At 68.9% G+C, this 15,383-nt stretch carries 17 protein-coding genes and 1 CRISPR repeat array; of the genes, 12 read left to right on the top strand and 5 right to left on the bottom strand.

Going from position 1 to position 15,383, the window contains the following annotated elements; genetic code table 11:
- Positions 1 to 874: 874 nt before the first annotated feature.
- The 3 genes from FFT09_RS22720 to FFT09_RS22710 all read left to right on the top strand — a co-directional run bounded on the left by FFT09_RS22720 (position 875) and on the right by FFT09_RS22710 (position 3,852).
- Positions 875 to 1,090 carry a hypothetical protein gene (locus FFT09_RS22720; RefSeq protein WP_244231476.1) on the top strand — a complete coding sequence of 72 codons (216 nt, stop codon included), beginning with the start codon at positions 875 to 877 and terminating at the stop codon, positions 1,088 to 1,090.
- Between the two features lie 223 nt (positions 1,091 to 1,313).
- Positions 1,314 to 2,408, top strand: coding sequence for a hypothetical protein (locus FFT09_RS22715; RefSeq protein WP_138383985.1), 1,095 nt, complete (start codon positions 1,314 to 1,316; stop codon positions 2,406 to 2,408).
- Between the two features lie 106 nt (positions 2,409 to 2,514).
- Positions 2,515 to 3,852, top strand: coding sequence for a replicative DNA helicase (locus FFT09_RS22710; RefSeq protein ID WP_167305431.1), 1,338 nt, complete (start codon positions 2,515 to 2,517; stop codon positions 3,850 to 3,852).
- 132 nt (positions 3,853 to 3,984) lie between these two features.
- Positions 3,985 to 4,386: a CRISPR direct-repeat array (repeat unit 25 nt; unit sequence GGACCACCCCCGCGTGCGCGGGGCC).
- A gap of 47 nt (positions 4,387 to 4,433) precedes the next feature.
- On the opposite strand, the gene FFT09_RS22705 is transcribed toward FFT09_RS22710, so the two are convergent.
- The 3 genes from FFT09_RS22705 to FFT09_RS22695 all read right to left on the bottom strand — a co-directional run bounded on the left by FFT09_RS22705 (position 4,434) and on the right by FFT09_RS22695 (position 7,720).
- Positions 4,434 to 5,918 carry an RNA-guided endonuclease InsQ/TnpB family protein gene (locus FFT09_RS22705; protein WP_208544501.1) on the bottom strand — a complete coding sequence of 495 codons (1,485 nt, stop codon included), beginning with the start codon at positions 5,916 to 5,918 and terminating at the stop codon, positions 4,434 to 4,436.
- A gap of 150 nt (positions 5,919 to 6,068) precedes the next feature.
- Positions 6,069 to 7,049 (bottom strand): ParB/RepB/Spo0J family partition protein, encoded by a 981-nt coding sequence (locus FFT09_RS22700; RefSeq protein ID WP_138383983.1) that lies wholly within the window; start codon positions 7,047 to 7,049, stop codon positions 6,069 to 6,071.
- Positions 7,049 to 7,720 carry a ParA family protein gene (locus FFT09_RS22695; RefSeq protein WP_138383982.1) on the bottom strand — a complete coding sequence of 224 codons (672 nt, stop codon included), beginning with the start codon at positions 7,718 to 7,720 and terminating at the stop codon, positions 7,049 to 7,051. The genes FFT09_RS22700 and FFT09_RS22695 overlap by 1 nt, the downstream gene beginning before the upstream one ends.
- Before the next feature lie 237 nt (positions 7,721 to 7,957).
- Between FFT09_RS22695 and FFT09_RS22690 the strand changes: the two genes are divergently transcribed.
- From FFT09_RS22690 to FFT09_RS22670, 6 genes are all read left to right on the top strand, one after another.
- On the top strand, positions 7,958 to 8,383 hold the full coding sequence (locus FFT09_RS22690) for a hypothetical protein (protein WP_138383981.1): 426 nt from the start codon (positions 7,958 to 7,960) through the stop codon (positions 8,381 to 8,383).
- 110 nt (positions 8,384 to 8,493) lie between these two features.
- A complete protein-coding gene (locus FFT09_RS22685) occupies positions 8,494 to 8,748 on the top strand; it encodes a hypothetical protein (RefSeq protein ID WP_138383980.1) in 255 nt (84 codons plus the stop codon).
- Positions 8,749 to 8,875: 127 nt separating this feature from the next.
- On the top strand, positions 8,876 to 9,106 hold the full coding sequence (locus FFT09_RS22680; protein ID WP_138383979.1) for a hypothetical protein: 231 nt from the start codon (positions 8,876 to 8,878) through the stop codon (positions 9,104 to 9,106).
- Between the two features lie 94 nt (positions 9,107 to 9,200).
- Entirely contained in the window at positions 9,201 to 9,662 is a 462-nt protein-coding gene (locus tag FFT09_RS22675; RefSeq protein ID WP_138383978.1) for a hypothetical protein, read from the top strand.
- 14 nt (positions 9,663 to 9,676) lie between these two features.
- A complete protein-coding gene (locus FFT09_RS23030) occupies positions 9,677 to 9,820 on the top strand; it encodes a hypothetical protein (protein ID WP_167305430.1) in 144 nt (47 codons plus the stop codon).
- A gap of 90 nt (positions 9,821 to 9,910) precedes the next feature.
- The gene (locus tag FFT09_RS22670; RefSeq protein WP_138383977.1) at positions 9,911 to 10,489 is read left to right on the top strand and encodes an NUDIX domain-containing protein; all 579 of its coding nucleotides are present in this window, start codon (positions 9,911 to 9,913) and stop codon (positions 10,487 to 10,489) included.
- Positions 10,490 to 10,687: 198 nt separating this feature from the next.
- On the opposite strand, the gene FFT09_RS22665 is transcribed toward FFT09_RS22670, so the two are convergent.
- A complete protein-coding gene (locus FFT09_RS22665; protein ID WP_138383976.1) occupies positions 10,688 to 11,125 on the bottom strand; it encodes a hypothetical protein in 438 nt (145 codons plus the stop codon).
- Between the two features lie 69 nt (positions 11,126 to 11,194).
- Complete coding sequence (locus FFT09_RS22660) at positions 11,195 to 11,641, bottom strand: hypothetical protein (protein ID WP_138383975.1); 447 nt, start codon at positions 11,639 to 11,641, stop codon at positions 11,195 to 11,197.
- A 758-nt stretch (positions 11,642 to 12,399) separates the two neighbouring features.
- Between FFT09_RS22660 and FFT09_RS22655 the strand changes: the two genes are divergently transcribed.
- From FFT09_RS22655 to FFT09_RS22645, 3 genes are read left to right on the top strand one after another with little or no spacing between them, the layout of a single operon-like run.
- A complete protein-coding gene (locus FFT09_RS22655; protein WP_244231475.1) occupies positions 12,400 to 13,533 on the top strand; it encodes a tyrosine-type recombinase/integrase in 1,134 nt (377 codons plus the stop codon).
- Positions 13,530 to 13,868, top strand: coding sequence for a helix-turn-helix domain-containing protein (locus FFT09_RS22650; protein WP_138383974.1), 339 nt, complete (start codon positions 13,530 to 13,532; stop codon positions 13,866 to 13,868). Before FFT09_RS22655 ends, FFT09_RS22650 begins: the two co-directional genes overlap by 4 nt.
- The gene (locus FFT09_RS22645; protein WP_208544503.1) at positions 13,865 to 15,361 is read left to right on the top strand and encodes a hypothetical protein; all 1,497 of its coding nucleotides are present in this window, start codon (positions 13,865 to 13,867) and stop codon (positions 15,359 to 15,361) included. Before FFT09_RS22650 ends, FFT09_RS22645 begins: the two co-directional genes overlap by 4 nt.
- The last annotated feature ends 22 nt before the right edge of the window (positions 15,362 to 15,383 follow it).

The following is a 15,383-nucleotide window of genomic DNA, read 5'->3' as shown; positions in this document are numbered from 1 at the left end:
TCCGGGGTCACGTGTCACCGGATTCCGGTGACACCTCCTGTTTTCGCAGGTCAGGACTGTCACCGGATTCCGGGGTCACGTGTCACCGGATTCCGGTGACACCTCCTGTTTTCGCAGGTCAGGACTGTCACCGGATTCCGGGGTCACTCTCAGATCAGAAGGAGGAAGGACTCAGAGAGTCCTTCCGATTGACTGATGGAGGCTCGCGCCGCCCGGCTGACGCCGGGCCGGGCGACGCGAGCCCAGGGCAAGAACGCGGGGAGGTCAGTGCACGTACGCCTCTCCGCCCCTACCCGTCGTCAGCCAACCCCACCCCGTTCGCTCACGGGATGCTGCTGCGGTTGGTCACGACTGGTGATCGCCAGTGGATCGCGAAACGGGCGGGGGTTTCGCGGACGGCGGCACTCGTGCCCGTGAGGCTCCACGCGTAACGCGCGTCGCGCGTACGCGCGCGAGGGGAACCCGCTGCGAACCGTTTCGTGATGGCGTGCGAAAGCCAGCCGAAACCCACCGACGAACCCTAAGGTTGATCACTGTGGGTGACGAATATCCGGCGTCGTAGCGTGGTGGAGTCGAGTGGTCGAGACCACGGGAGGTGCGTCGGTGATTCCCCTGTCGGTGCGTGCCGTCCCGTAGTGTGGCCTGATTGGACCGTAGAGGCACGTTTGGCTTGCCTTGGGGTAAGTTGTCGCACAAGGAAATCTTGGGGGCTCACAGGGGACCTGAGGGCGTTCTATCGATTCGTTGGCCACTTGGGGCGATGAACGGCATGTGGCGCGGGGCGATGTTGAGGCCGACACGCCGTAGATACCCCAAGTGATCGCGGGGTTTAAACCAGCGACGTAGGGTGTGCCTGCTGCCAGTCCCCTGGTTGGTGAGGAAGGAGAGTGACGAACCCATGCACCTCAAGCGGTTCGCCCAAATCTGGCCCCGGACGCTGCGTGCAGTCGTAGCCGACCGCACCCCCCTCATGCTGACCCGGTACAACCGCCCCTACGTCGCGGTCGTCCCGGCCGACACGTGGCACGAGGCTGAGCAGGCGCTCGCCGAGAAGCGCGCCCGTGAGAGCCGCGAGGAGGTGCCGGTGTAGAGCCCGACACACCCTGGACGTGAAAAGGCCCCGCGCCTGTCGCCAAACAAGAACGCGGGGCCCTTCAAACTCTGACCGGGGTTCACTCCCATCCGATCTGACGTTCATCGCGTGAGGGGGTACTCACGATGACCGTCGAGAATCGAGGATACAACGAGAGCCGTCGTATCCGATACCGGTCGATGCGAGTGTGACCCCGGTCCCTCACCCGAAAGGGACCGACATGGAAGACGAAGAGCCCAAGGGCTTCATCACCCAAGCCGCGCAAGCCCCGAGCGTGGGACTGTCCCCGCGGTGGGTGCAGTACTCCGGAGTCAGCCCGGTAGCTCGGACCATCGCCGAGCTACTCACCGACGATCTCCTCACCGCCCAAGGCGACAACGCCGGCGGCGTGCTCGACCGCGAGTACCTTGCCTACGAGGCGGGCCTCGGCCGTGCCGACAAGGTCGGTGCCCCGCTCAACGAGCTGGTCGGGATCGGTTTCCTCACGATCTTCGACGGTGGTGTTGACCCCGAGACCGGCCGCCGCCGCCCGCGTCGGGACGCCTCAGGTAATCCGCTGCCAGCGCGGTACGTGATCAACCTTGAGCCGCCGGCGGGGTACCTCGGTCCGCGCAACCGAACCGAGGCTCGCGCTCGGTACATCGTGGACCGCGACTTGGCGTACCGGGAGGTCGAGAAGGCCGGCCGGAAACCACGCGCCGGGCGAGTGACGATCCGGCGCACCGAGGTCGGCCGGGTCGAAGCGCAGCAAGCGGCCTCCGACGCTAACCGGCTCACGTCGCTGCCGATTCGGTCGCCAGAGCTCCCCGTCTCCCGCGACAAGGTCAAGACAGCCCTGCTGACGGTGGGATGGAAGAAACGCGGGATCACCCCAGCGCCGAAGGTGTTCAGTGAGCTGGTGGACCTCGCTTACACGGCGATGAGCCGGTACGGCGCGACGCTGGACCAGGTGCGGTGGTACGCCGCCCGCAAGCTGATCGAATCGACGTCGAACCCCCCGTCCTACGTGATGAAGGCGTTCAGGGAACGTACCGCTGAGATCGCTCGAGAACCGGACCCGAACGAGGTCCTCGAGTTCAAGGACGACCCGGAGCTGGTCGAGGTGTTCGCCCGCAAAGGCATCACCCGGGAGGGAGCTCGCGGCGCGGCCAAGACCGTTGAGCAGCCCGCCGAGCCTGAGAAGACCGTCGAGCGTCTCGAGCTCGATTGTGAGCCGGGATGCGACTACGGATTTGTGGTCGTCGAGGAGGAGGACGGCGTGACGCGCGAGCGTCCCTGCCGCGGGTGCCGTCTGCGGAATACCAAGTCGGCCTGAACTGAAGTTGAAGAAGCCCGGCCGGTCACCTTCCACAGCACCCGGCCGGGCCTGACACCGAATCGGAGAGACGATGTCCATCACCAGGATGCCCCACACCAGCGACATGAACACTTGGGACGCCCCTGACGAGATCGTTCACGCCGAGCGCGCGGTCCTCGGCACCGTGCTCGCTGAAGGGCGCCTCGATCACCCCACCGGGGTGGGCGCTCGTTTGCTCGACATCTGCCAGCCGAAAGCATTCCACCGCCCTGCTCACGCCGCGATCGCTGCCGCGTGCGTCGACATCCTCGGACAGCACCAGTCCGTCGACCCCACGGTGCTGGTCAACGAGCTGTTCCGCCGTGAGGAGCTGGAGAGGGTCGGAGGCGGCGGCTACGTTCTCGAACTGCTGGAGGTGGCCACCAACGCCAGCGCGGCCGAGACGTTGGCCAACGGCGTGGTGAACGACGCTCACCGGCGCCGTATGCACGAGATCGGCCAGAACCTCATCCAGCGCGCCGCGGCGCGAGCGTGGGACGGTGACTTGCTTGCCAGCGCGGTCGACTATGCGACCGAGGCGTTGGCCTCCCTCGACAGCGGCCAGGAGCAGGATGTCGTCCAGTCCCTTGCCGACGACGTGGACGAGGTGTGGGCCGACTTGCTCGACCCACAGCCTCCCCGGTTCGCCACCGGTCTCACGGACCTCGATGACCAGCTGATCATGGAGCCGGGTGACGTGACGACGCTGGCTGCCCGCACGAGCGTGGGCAAGTCGATGGTGGCATCGACGATCGCCCAGCACGTCGCAGTCAACTGCCGCATCCCGGTGTTCTTCGCTGCGCTGGAAATGTCCAAGACGCAGATGGTGCGCCGCACTCTGGCGGCACAGGCACGGGTCCAGCACGAAGCGCTCGTGCGTCCCGGCCTGTTGAGCGACGACGACCTGCGGCGACTCCAACAGGCCAAGGACAAGCTCGCCGGAGCGCCGCTGTTCACCGACTACGCCTCCGCGATCAGCGTGACCCACCTACGGCACCGGCTGCGCTGGCTGATCAAGAACTGTGAAAGGTCCAGCCACGAGGCGCCGGGCCTGGTTGTAGTGGACTACCTCGGCATCATGCGAGCCACCCAGCGCTACGAACGACGGCAGCTCGAGTTGGCGGAGACCATGCAGGCGCTTCGGGCGTTGGCGTCCGAGTTCGAGGTGCACATGCTTGTCGTGCACCAGCTCAATCGCGACGCGGAAGGCCGCGAGCCGCGACTGGTGGACCTGCGTGAGTCCGGCGACATCGAACAGGACTCGGCGAATGTGCTGCTGTTGCACCTGCCAGAAGAATCCGAAGGTCGCGGCGGTGAGTTGGACATCCTGCTCGCGAAGAACCGGCACGGCCGCCGCGACACCAAGGTCACCGTGACGTACCAGCCTCACTACCAGCGAGTGACGAGCCTGGCGCGGGGCTGAGATCCGCCGCTGTTCCGACCTCGCCTGCGTGCGGGCCGACTCGGGCATCGGCATCGTGGACATCGTTTCTTCCGAACCCCCTGCGTGTGCGGGGCCGACTGCCCACACGTCGGCCGCGTGGATGAGCAGGAGGGACCACTCCCGCGTGCGCGGGGCCGACGGGGTCACTCTCGATCAGAAGGAGGGAGGACTCGGACCACCCCCGCGTGCGCGGGGCCGACAGGCGACTGCTCGCGCGAACAGCAGACGCAATCGCGGACCACCCCCGCGTGCGCGGGGCCACTCCCGGCCGGCCACACACAGTCGAGGAGATGCACACGGGACCACCCCCGCGTGCGCGGGGCCGACGGGGGGTTGGGGGGAGGAGGGTGGTTTCTTGTTCGTCGGACCACCCCCGCGTGCGCGGGGCCGATCCGTCCTTCGACCGGATCGCGTCCAGGCGGATCGGACCACCCCCGCGTGCGCGGGGCCGATCAGAGTTAGGAACTTCTCTGTGGTGTCGTGTGGGGACCACACCCCCGCGTGCGCGGGGCCGATGCTTCTTGACCTGCGGGAATCCCGCGCCGCTGTGGAGTTTTGGTTCACTCCGTTTTGGGGGTGGACGGGGGATCGTTCCCCCGTGGTGACCGGGCTGGGTGGCCCGGTCTTCCTGCTTCGCTGGGCCTTGCCGTCGGCGCGTGTGGCGCTGATGGGCTTACGGGTCCTCCACAGGCGTTTAGCGTCTCCCCTCTTCCAGGGGCGACGGGGTCTGCGTCCTTGAGGATGTTGCGTGCGGCGTTGATGTCGCGGTCGCACACCATCCCGCAGGTGTCGCAGCGGTACACGCGCGTCGACAGGGGCAGTTTGGTTTTCACTGTCCCGCAGGTCGAGCACGTCTTGCTGGTGGGGGCCCACCGGTCGCACACGGCGAGTGTGGATCCGTACCAGGAAGCCTTGTATTCGAGTTGGCGTCGTAGTTCGCCGGGTGCGGCGTCGAGGATGGCGCGGTTGAGTCCGGCTTTGGCGCGTACGTTGCGGCCGGGTTGGGTGAGGGTGCCGCGCGCGGTGCGGGTCATGCCCTGCACGTTGAGGTCTTCGACGGCGACCAGGGCGTGCTGGGTGGCCAGGCGTTTGGTGATGGTGTGGAGGTGGGAGGCGCGTCGTTCGGCGAGTTGGTGGTGTAGGCGGCCGACGCGTTCGGCGGCGCGGCGTCGGCGGTGGGAGCCTTTCTGGGTGCGGGCCAGGGCTCGCTGGGCTTTGACCAGTCGGGTGTGGGCGTGGTGGAGGTGGCGGGGGTTGTCGAGGGTTTCGCCGGTGGACAGGGCGGCCAGGTGGTGCACGCCGACGTCGACGCCGACGCCGCCGGCGGTGTGTTGTGCGCGGCTGGGGCGGTGTTGGGTTTCGCGGCCGGGGGTGTGGTCGGGTTCGTCGACGAGTACGGAGGCGTACCAGCGGTGTCCGCCGCGGGAGACGGTGACGGATTGGACTCGGCCGCCGCGGGCGAGGGCGCGGGCGAGGCGTTTGCCGGAGTCGTGCAGGCGGATGCTGCCGAGGCGGGGCATCCGCAGGCGGCGGTAGCCCTCGAGTCGGATGGTGGGGTCGTTGACGGCGTGGTGCAGGCGGAAGCTGTCGCGGCAGCGGCCCTTCTTCTTGAACCGGGGTGCGCCGACGCGGCGGCCGGCGCGTTTGCCGGTGAGGGAGTCCATCCAGTTCTTCCAGGCCCGGTCCGCGTCGAGGAACGCTGACTGGAAGGCGTAGGTCGACACGGCCCGCCACCAGGGGCAGATCCCGTCGCCGCCGCGGGTGGTGTCGCCTTTGAGCTGGTTCCACCGCTTCTGCACTTGCGGCTTGCTGGGCACCGTGACGGTGGCGTCGCGGCGGGCTTGTTGCTCGGTGAGGCCGAGGGTGACCAGCTCGTCGATTTGGAGCTGGCGTCGCCGGAGCGCGTCGAGTTTGGTGGCCAGCGCGTGGTTGTAGGCCCATCGCGCGGCGCCTGCGTGTTGGGCGAGTGTGTCGAGTTGGGTGCGGGTGGGGTCGAGGGTGAAGCGGTAGGCGCGCATGCGGCGAGCTGTGGTGCCGCTCGACATCGCGCCCCCCTGCTGTCGCGCCCCGGTGGTTCGTGCGGGAGTGGAGGGTAGCGGCGGGGTCCGACAGAACCGGTGATGTGCGGCGTGGGGAAGGCGGGTGATGGGCGCGGAGCGGTAGGTGGGTGGCTTCGGGCCCATCACCCGGGTGGTTCAGTTGAGGAGGAGCTGGGCCAGTTCCTCGAGTTGGGGGGTGGTGAAGTGCTGGCGCAGCGCGGAGGCGACCTGCTGGGGGCTGTCGACAGCGATGGTGCGGTGCTCGCGGGCTGGTGCGGGCGGGGGCTGGGTGATTACGCCGTAATCACCGAACGCGTCGTTGGTGTGGTGCCCGTTGGTGGAGCCCGGGGTGATTACGGCGTAATCACCTGTGCCGCCGCGGCCGCCGGCGCGGGGCGTGTCTTCGCCGACAGGGGGGTCGTGGGTGATTACGCCGTAATCACTTGGCGCGTGGTCGTCGACGGGCGGCGCGGCCGGCGGGGCGGGTGCCGGGGTGATTACGGCGTAGTCACCGGACTGGATCCGCTGCCAGCTTTCCTGCTGCTCTTCGGCTGGGAGCGCGGCGACGCGTCGGGCGTCTTCGACGGTCATCTGCCCGGAGCGCAACGCGTCCTGCAGCTGCGGGGTCAGCTTCAGCAGGGAGAGGCGTTGGGAGATGTAGCCCTGGGACTTGCCGATCCGTTTGGCCACGGCGCGTTGGGAGCCGTGCCGGTCCACCAGCAGCCGGATCGCCTGTGCCTCCCGCAGCGGGGGCAGCTGCTCGCGGTGGATGTTCTCGATGAGAACGGACTCGTCGAGGTGATCCTCGCGGCCGAGCCGGTCGAGCACGTGGACCGGGATCTCGTCGACGCCGGCACGTCGGGCGGCGGCCAGGCGGCGGTTGCCGTTGAGGGCGACCCAGTCACAGGTGCCGACCTCGAGTTCGTGGTCGGGGTAGTGCGAGAGGTAGACCTCGTAGCGCACGACGCCGATGGGCTGCAGGACGCCGACTTCGCGGATGGAGTCGGCGAGCTCGCCGACGTCGTCGTAGTCGTCGCGGGGGTTGCGGGGGTTGTGGGCGATCGAGGTGACCGGCACGGTCGCGGGGGCGCTGGTGGTGGCCAGGGCGGAGCCCTCGATGCGGCGGCGGCGTCCCATCAGGCCACCGTCCCGCCGTAGCCGAGCTCCAGCGCCAGGGCGAGGAAGTCGTTGCGGGCTTCGGTGGCGGTGCGGCCGTTGGGGTACTGGGTGACGACACGGCCTTCGGCGGCGGCGGTGGTGTGCATCTTGTACCGGCGGACGATGGTGTTGGTGTAGCGGAGTTTCTGCTCGTCGAGCCAGTCGGTGAGGGCGTCGAGGTCGAGGTGGCCGTCGCGGCGGTCCCAGAGGTTGCGCACGATGCGGTAGGGCAGATCGCGCGGCTGGATGAGGTCGAGCACGGTGCGCTCGGTGGGGCCGTAGGCGAGTGGTTCGGGGATGACGGGCACGATCGCGTCGGTGGCGACGTCGAGGGCGCGTGCCAGCACGGTGGGCCTGGCCAGGGAGCCGGGGGCGTCGACGAAGATGTGCTGGTATTCGTGCAGGTCGCCGAGTTTCGCGACTTCTTCGGGGCGGTCGTCGAGCTGGTCGAAGTCGAACGGCAAGGCGTCGGGGTCGCCGCGTTCGGCCCACCACACGGCGGAGGCTTGGGGGTCGATGGAGGCCACGAGCACGGGTGGTTGTTCGGGGTTGCCGCCGAGGACGTCGGAGACGATGGCGGCGATGTTGACCGCCAGGGTGGTCTTGCCGACTCCGCCCTTCTGGCTGACGACGACGTGGATTTTGGGCATGGGTGTGTGTCCTCCGTGCGCTTCCCGTTTCGGTACTTCGGATCGGGCACAGCGTACGAGGTGGGGTGGTCGGGTTCGGGCAATGCCTGTGGCGTGGCATGGCGTTGGGCGCGTCGGGCTGGTGGGAGGTGCTTGGGGGGCCGTTTGGGTGTGTTCACCCGTTCAGCCCTGTCGTTAACTAGGTAAACGTGTCAATCTAGATCACGTAAACAAAGTTAATGGCAGGAGGTAAGTGAGATGGCCACGTCCCACTGGTCCAACAACGTGGTCGGCGCGTTCCCGATGGGTCAGACCACCACCGTCGAGGTCGAGGTCACTCCCGACGAGATGCACCCCGCCGCCCTGGTTCTCGCCTCCCGCGTGCGGGGCCTGGTCGACGCACTCGGGCAGCGCTACCGCGACGACGGCAGCGACCCGCTCGCCGACGAGACCGACGGCGATCTGCTGTGGCTGCTCGACCACCTGCACCGCGTCGTCTACTCCCTCGCCAGCCAGGAGGACCGCCTGATCCAGGTGCTGCGGGAGAAGAACGTGTCGCTGGCCCGCATCGGTGGAGCGCTGGAGATGTCCGCCCCCGGAGTGAAAAAGCGCGTTGAGCGAATCACGGCGGCCGAGTCGCGCGGGATGAACTCCGCCGCCTACGTCGACCACGCCGACGCCTGACCCGGACCGGTCGACCGGCCTTCCCCCACGGCCACCCTGCACGTCGGGTGTCCCTGGGGGCGCGGGGGCTGACCAACCCAACGGAACACCAACTGAGAGGACGCCACACCATGCCCACCGACCCGATGAACGACACCACCGTGGTGAGGATCGACTCGGCCCAACTCGCCGCGATCCGCGCCGAGATCATGTCCACCCTCGATGCGGTGCAGGACACCACCGCCCGCGCGGCTACGACCGACGGGGCCGGCCAAACAGCCGAGTACCGCGCGGGGATGCGTGAGGCCGCCGAGATCGCCGCCGAGTTGGCTGCCGTGGCGTTCGATCGCATCGCTCGCCAGGGCGTGGTCTTGGTGGACAACTGAGGCGCTCGGCCTGCCCGGTCCGGTCGACCGGCCGTCCCCCGCGGCCACCCCAACCTTGGGTGCCCCTGGGGGTGCGGGGGCTGACCGGCCCTACGAACCCCGCAGCGAAGCAGAAGGAGAAACAACCATGTCCATGGAGGTCGACCTCAAAGGTTTGCTTGAGGCGGTCAACTCGAACTGCGAGCGGGCCCACGCCTTCGCCCGGAAGGCGCAGGAGGCGCACACCGACGCGATCTCGCAGAAGGACGAGACCAACCGTCGTTGGGCACTGGAGACGCGGGACACGTGCCTCCAGCTGGGGAACCTGCACGCCAACATCGCGCAGGCGCTCGCGTCGCTCAGTCCCGCCGCGAAGTGAGTCCGCCCCGGCGCGGGGCCTGTACGGCCAAGCACCGCCCCGCGCCGGGTCCTTGCCCTCATTCCACGAGAACGTAGAACGGGAGAACACCATCATGCAGCATCCCCTCTCCACGTCGTCACTTCGTCGTGCCGTGGTCCTCGCAGTCGCATGGGTCGCGGGTCAGGCCGGGCACGAGACGGCTGACTACCTCGTGCAGCGCGACTGCGACGCCCGAGCCAAGCAGCAGCACACCCCGGAGGGCCGCAGGGCGCTCGCGAACCACGCCCTGTCCTATGGCCTGACCCAGGCCGCCACGCGGGCCCTGGCGTATCGGGTCGCGGGGCTGCGGGTCCCGGTGCGGGCCCAGCTGGCCGCTGCGGTGGTGGAGACCGCCGCGCACGCCGTCATCGACGACGGCCGGGCCCTGGCTGCCTTCGCCGATACCACCGGAAAGCGCGGGTTCCACGCGCTCGCCGCCCACGGTGTCAACGGCCGCGCGTTGATGGACCAGGCCGCCCACAAGGGCGTGCAGATCCCGCTCGGCGCCGCCGTCACCGCGGCCCTGGCCGACTGATCGAGGTGAGTGCCATGCGCATCTACGAGCACCCCGTTGAGGCCGAGGTCGTGGTGGTCGTCGACGGCGACGTCACGGTCCGCGTCGACTACAGCCAGGTCCCTCCCGCCGAGACCGAGCTGGCTGGCGTGCCGGCCGGGTGGGCGCGGGTGGACTGACGGTGCAGGAGGGCGGCACGGGCCGGTGGGTCCGTGCCCCCGATGGGCCGAGCAGCCCACCCCATCCCATCCCGCTGGAGGGAGACAGCCATGCCTGACGAGATCGTGCGGTTGACCGCCGACGTGGTCGCCATCGCCCCCGACGCGCACGGCACCGAGCACGTACTGCTGATCAAGCGGCGTTACGAGCCGTTCGAGGGCAGTTGGGCGTTGCCCGGTGGGCACGTCGACGTCGGGGAGGACACCGCTGAGGCCGCCGCCCGCGAACTGGGCGAGGAGACCGGGATCGTGCCGCCGCTGCTGGTCGAGCTGGGGGCCTGGCACACGCCCGGTCGTGACCCGCGCGGCCGGTACGTCACCGTCGCCTACCGCGCCGACCTGCCCGAGATGCTCACCCCGGTCGCGGCCGACGACGCGACCGAGGCCGTGTGGTGGCCCATGCACGAGGCGCTGGCGATGCCGTTGGCGTTCGACCACGCCGGGATCATCACGACCGCGCTCGCGGACCCCCACGCCGCCGCCTGCAGCGGGTTCCGCGACGGCGACCGGGTGCAGGATCAGCGCGACGGCTCCACCGGAACCGTGACCTCGGAGATCATCTGGGACGGTGTGGCGTTCCAGAGCGACCTCGCCGCCGACGCGCCGCACCTGAGGCGCGTCACCAGCTGACCAGTCGGCCCCACCCCCAGTGGGAGGGCGCGCCGTCGGCACCGCCATCGCCGTTTCCCCGCTCGAGCACGAGGCCCCGGCCAAGGAATCTGTTCATTCCCGGTCGGGGCCTCGTCGTGTTCACACGCCCGAAGTGTCACAGCAGCGCGGCGGAGTGCCCGGCCCCAGGCGTGCCGGGACCGGGCTGTCAGGTTGTGGTCAGATTTCCTTGGTGAACAGGGCGATCAGGCCGAAGACGCACAGGACGATGCCGAGAAGTAGCCACCAGGTTCCCCACCCGGTGTAGATGACGGCCCCGCCGATCACCGCGATCACGAATCCCACCGGGCGGTGAGCTGTCGCGTCGGCTTGGCGCTGTCGCTCGGCAAGCTCCGCCTGAGCAACCCGCGCCGCCCGGCGTTGGCGTTCCCGTTGTTCTTCGTAGTCGAGTAGTTCGCCGGTCTGCCGTTCGATACGGGCGGCCAGTCGCTCGTAGGCGTCGGAATTCGGATCGAGGGACGCCAGGATCTGCGTGTCCTGGTTCAACTGCTCACGTAGTGCCTGCACGGTCTTCTCGGACGGAACATGCTGGGCGGTCGTGATGATGTCCTCCAACTCCCCATCGAACAGATATCGGGGAAGCAACGCGTCAACCACTGGTGCGGTTCCTGCAGTATGCAGCCCACCCCGACAGAACCGTGGACACCGCGCGCACCTGACCCGGTGTCACAGCAGCGCGCGGCGGAGGTCGCTGGCGAGTTGTTCGGATCCGAGGATCACCCGGCGTACCAGGCGCAGCAGCTCCCCAGCGGCCAGCGCGGCCTCGGCGTAGCCTGCCGTGTTCGCGGCCGTGGCGAGCTGGTTGACGTTGCCGCCGATGTTGGCCATGACGCGGCGGTGCTCGAGCAGCTCGGCGACGAGCGCGTCGACCACGTCACGGTCCAGGGGGCGGCCCCGGTCGACAGCCACGGCCACTTCGGATGCGGCCTGCTGCGCCCACGCGCCCGGCCGCATCCCGGCTGCGGCCGCGACCCGGCAGATCACCGCCCACTCGGTGTCGGTGTAGCGCAGCCGTCCCCGCGGGCGCCGCGCCGGCTGTCTCCACACCCGGTCGCGATACCGCGCCGCCGACCGCGGCCGCGTGCCACCCCAGACCGTGTCCTGCTCCGTCATGGCCGTCCCCTTCGTCGTCGGCCCGCCGGCCCGAGGTCTCCCCACCTCGAACCGGCAGCGATGTCGTCGTTGACCATGCCACGACCAAAGTGCCTCTTGGTCCTATCTTGCTCCGCGCACCGGGCGGCGAAGAGTGCCTCACCGGGCGTAGGGAGGCGTCGCATCGATCCGCCGGAAACCCGCTCCTGGACCGCGTCTTCTGGCGGTGTCGAACGATCTCCCTTGACTCCCTTGACGGAGGTTCTCGCGCAGGTCGGCCCGAGGGAGCCGAGCGAGGGAGGGCACAGGGAAAACTCCCTCCCAACCCCGCGGCTCCCCCGGCGGCTCCCTCGCGGCGATGGGCGCGAACTGGCGCGCCGGGTGTGCCTATGCGGGCGGCCCGCCGCGTCCGGGGAGCCGTGTCCGCACGCGGCCCCGCGGGGGCACGCTAGGACTGCCGGGCCGGGCTGCGTTGGGAGACGGCAAGCCTGCCGCCCCGCTGCCCGTCCTACCCGTCCGATTTCCCACAGCACCTCTTGCACTCGGAGTGCTTCCCGGTGATATCGCATCTGATGCGAACTGAACACGACGTGATTTGCGAGCAGATGCAGCCCCTGAGCTGGGGCGCTATGGCGCCGTCGTGGGATCGACTGTAGCGAACCGAGCCGGGCAGGTCCGGACGACTCGCGGAACGCCCTGGTCAGCGAAGCCCCGATTTCGGCCATCGCATCTGATGCGACATACTCGCGCTGAATGCGATCAGTGGAGGGCGGTTCAGGGTGAGTGATCAGCGGAGGTTGGCCGGTTCTGCGGGGCTGCATCTGGCCTCCGGGGTGCCGTTGTTGCATCCGGAGGAGCAGGTCTTCACCGCGATGCTGGACGGCTGGCGCAACCAGCAGCTGGCACGCAACCTCGCGCACGGGACGGTGGAAGCGCAGGTTCGCCGCGTGGAGCGGTTCTTCAAGCAGGTCGAGGTGTACCCGTGGCTGTGGACACTGCAACTGGTCGACGAGTGGTTCGCCGACCTTCGCGCGGTCAACCATTGCGCGACGAGCACTGTCCGGGGCTATCAGGGCGCGATGCGCGGGTTCTGCAACTTCATCGTGGACCCGGCATACGGCTGGGCCGCGGAGTGCGAGAAGCGGTTCGGAACGCATCCGGTGCAGGTCATCACCGAGGCCAACGCCGCGGCGCACGTCGAGGAGTCGGAGACGAATCCGCGCAAGCGGGCGTTCACCCGCGAGGAGTTGCAGGCGCTCTTCGACCACGCCGACGAGGAGATCGCACGGAAACGGGCGTTGGGGCGCAAGGGCTGGCTGTCGGCGTTCCGGGACGTGACGATGTTCAAGATCTGCTACGGATTCGGCCTGCGCCGCAACGAGCTGAGGATGCTCGACGCGGCCGACTTCAGCCGCAACCCGTACGGCCCGGAGTTCGGCGACTACGGCGTCTGCCAGGTCCGGTACGGCAAGGCCAGGAAGGGCTCCCCGCCGAAACGCCGCGGCGTGCTGTGCGTGTGGACCTGGACAGCGGAAACTCTGGAGCAGTGGTTCACCGAAGTGCGTCCGCTGTTCGAGCGCGACAACAACCCAGCGGCGTGGCCGTCCGAGCGCGGGCTCCGTGTCGGCTGCTGGCAGCTGCACCATCGCTTCGCGACTTACCGCGAGGAGCTGGGCCTGGACCCGGTGTTGGACTTGCATTCGCTGCGCCGCTCGTACGTCACGCACCTCATCGAGGACGGCTTCGACGCCCGGTTCGTGCAGGAGCAGGTCGGGCACGACTACGCGAGCACCCTGGCGATCTACACCTGCGTGTCCTCGGACTACCGCACACGCACCTTGCGGCGGGTTCTGGACACCACGATGGCCGAGGCCCTGGGCACGGCGAGCACGGGAGAGGCACCACGGCGATGACCAAGAAGCGGACGGTCACCTACACCTGGCGGCTGCGCGAGGTGATGGCCGAGCACGGCATGTTCCACACCACCGACCTGGTAGAGCCGCTGCGCGAGCGCGGCATCCACCTCTCGGTGTCGCAGGTCCACCGGCTGGTGACCAGCGTTCCGGAACGACTCTCGCTCCAAGTCCTCGCCGCCTTGTGCGACATCTTCGCCACCGACCCGGCCGAACTGGTCAGCACGTCCGCCGAGAACGTCGGCGTCCGCAAGGTCACCGCCGGCGACCGGCCCGCACCGGCCGACATCGCCGCCCTCCGACCCAAACGCGCCCGGATCACGCCGACTGAATGACCACGAACGACCTGGACAGCGAGCCAGTCTGTGCTCGCTGTCGCCGGCCGGTATGCACCGACCACGCCAAACTGAACGGCGACAACCGCCTGCGCGTCCGACGGCGTCACTGGCCGGAAGGCCCGGTCTGCGTCGCCTGCTTCGAGCAGGCGGTCAACACCTACGGACGCTGCGGCGGCTGCGGAACACACCGACTGCTGCCCGGCCGCGCACCGGACGGCACCGGCCTATGCACCAACTGCGCGGGCGGCCTGGGCGATTTCACCTGCCGCCGATGCGGCCAGGAGGGACCGAGCTACCGCGCCGGCGCGTGCGCCCGATGCGTTCTGGCCGACCGGCTCACCGAGCTGCTGGACGACGGCAGCGGCACCGTGCGCGCCGAGCTGATGCCGCTGTTTCACCTCATCCACGGCATGAACTGGCCCAACAGCCGCCTGACCTGGCTACGCCGCCCCGCGCCCGCGCGCGTCCTGACCGCGCTCGCCCGCGGCGAGGTTCCACTCACCCACCACGGACTGAGCCAGCTGCAACCGTGGCGGTCAGCCATCTACATCCGCGACCTGCTCGTCGAGTGCGGCGTCCTCCCGCCCGTCGACCGGTTCCTGCTGCTGTTCGAACAGTGGCTACCCACCTGGCTGGAAACCATCGACGACCCCGGCCACAGCCGGCTGCTGACCCGGTTCGGCACCTGGCACGTTCTGCGCCGCCTGCGCCACGGACCGCCGGTGACCTCCTACCGCCTCAACAACGCCCGCCACACCATGCGCACCGCCGCGCAGTTCCTGACCTACCTCGCCTACGACGGCCGCCGCATCGACGGATGCACCCAAGCCGACATCGACCACTGGTTCGCCAGCAAGCCTGCCCAGACTGGCCACGCCACCCGCGAGTTCCTGCAGTGGTGCCGCCGGCAACGCGAACTCCCGCCACTCGATTCGCCACCGGTGATGCACACGCAGGCCGCGCCACTGGGACAGCAGGAGCGGATCGCGTTCATCCGGCGCGTCCTGACCGACCATGCCATTCCGCCCGCCGACCGCGTGCTCGCGCTGCTGATCCTGCTCTACGCCCAGCCCCTCATCCGCATCGCCGGGCTCACCGTCGACGACGTCATCCGCGACGACAACCAGGTGCTCATTCGCCTCGGCAACCCGCCCACACCAGTACCCGAACCCTTCGCCAGCGTGCTGACCGACTATCTCGACCACCGGCTGAACCTGAACACCGCAGCCAACGCCAACAACCGCCACCTGTTCCCCGGCCGCCGCGCCGGACAACCCCTGCACACCACCTCGCTACGGCTGAGGCTGCGCAACCTCGGGCTGCCCAGCCTTGACGGGCGCACCGCAACCATCAGGCATCTCCTGCGCCAAGCGCCCGCTCCGGTCGTCGCCGAAATGCTCGGCTACAACCCGAGAACCGCCACCCAGATCGCCGCCGAGGCGGGCACCACGTGGCAGCGCTACGCCGCTGGAGACCACAGTCGAAGGTGATCCTTCACCGGTTGCGCTGGCC

The organism is Saccharomonospora piscinae, assembly GCF_005862235.1.
In the GTDB taxonomy this organism is placed as follows: Bacteria; Actinomycetota; Actinomycetes; order Mycobacteriales; family Pseudonocardiaceae; genus Saccharomonospora; species Saccharomonospora piscinae.
The sequence above is the reverse complement of the archived record's forward strand: the minus strand, read 5'-3'. Positions and strand labels throughout refer to the sequence as shown.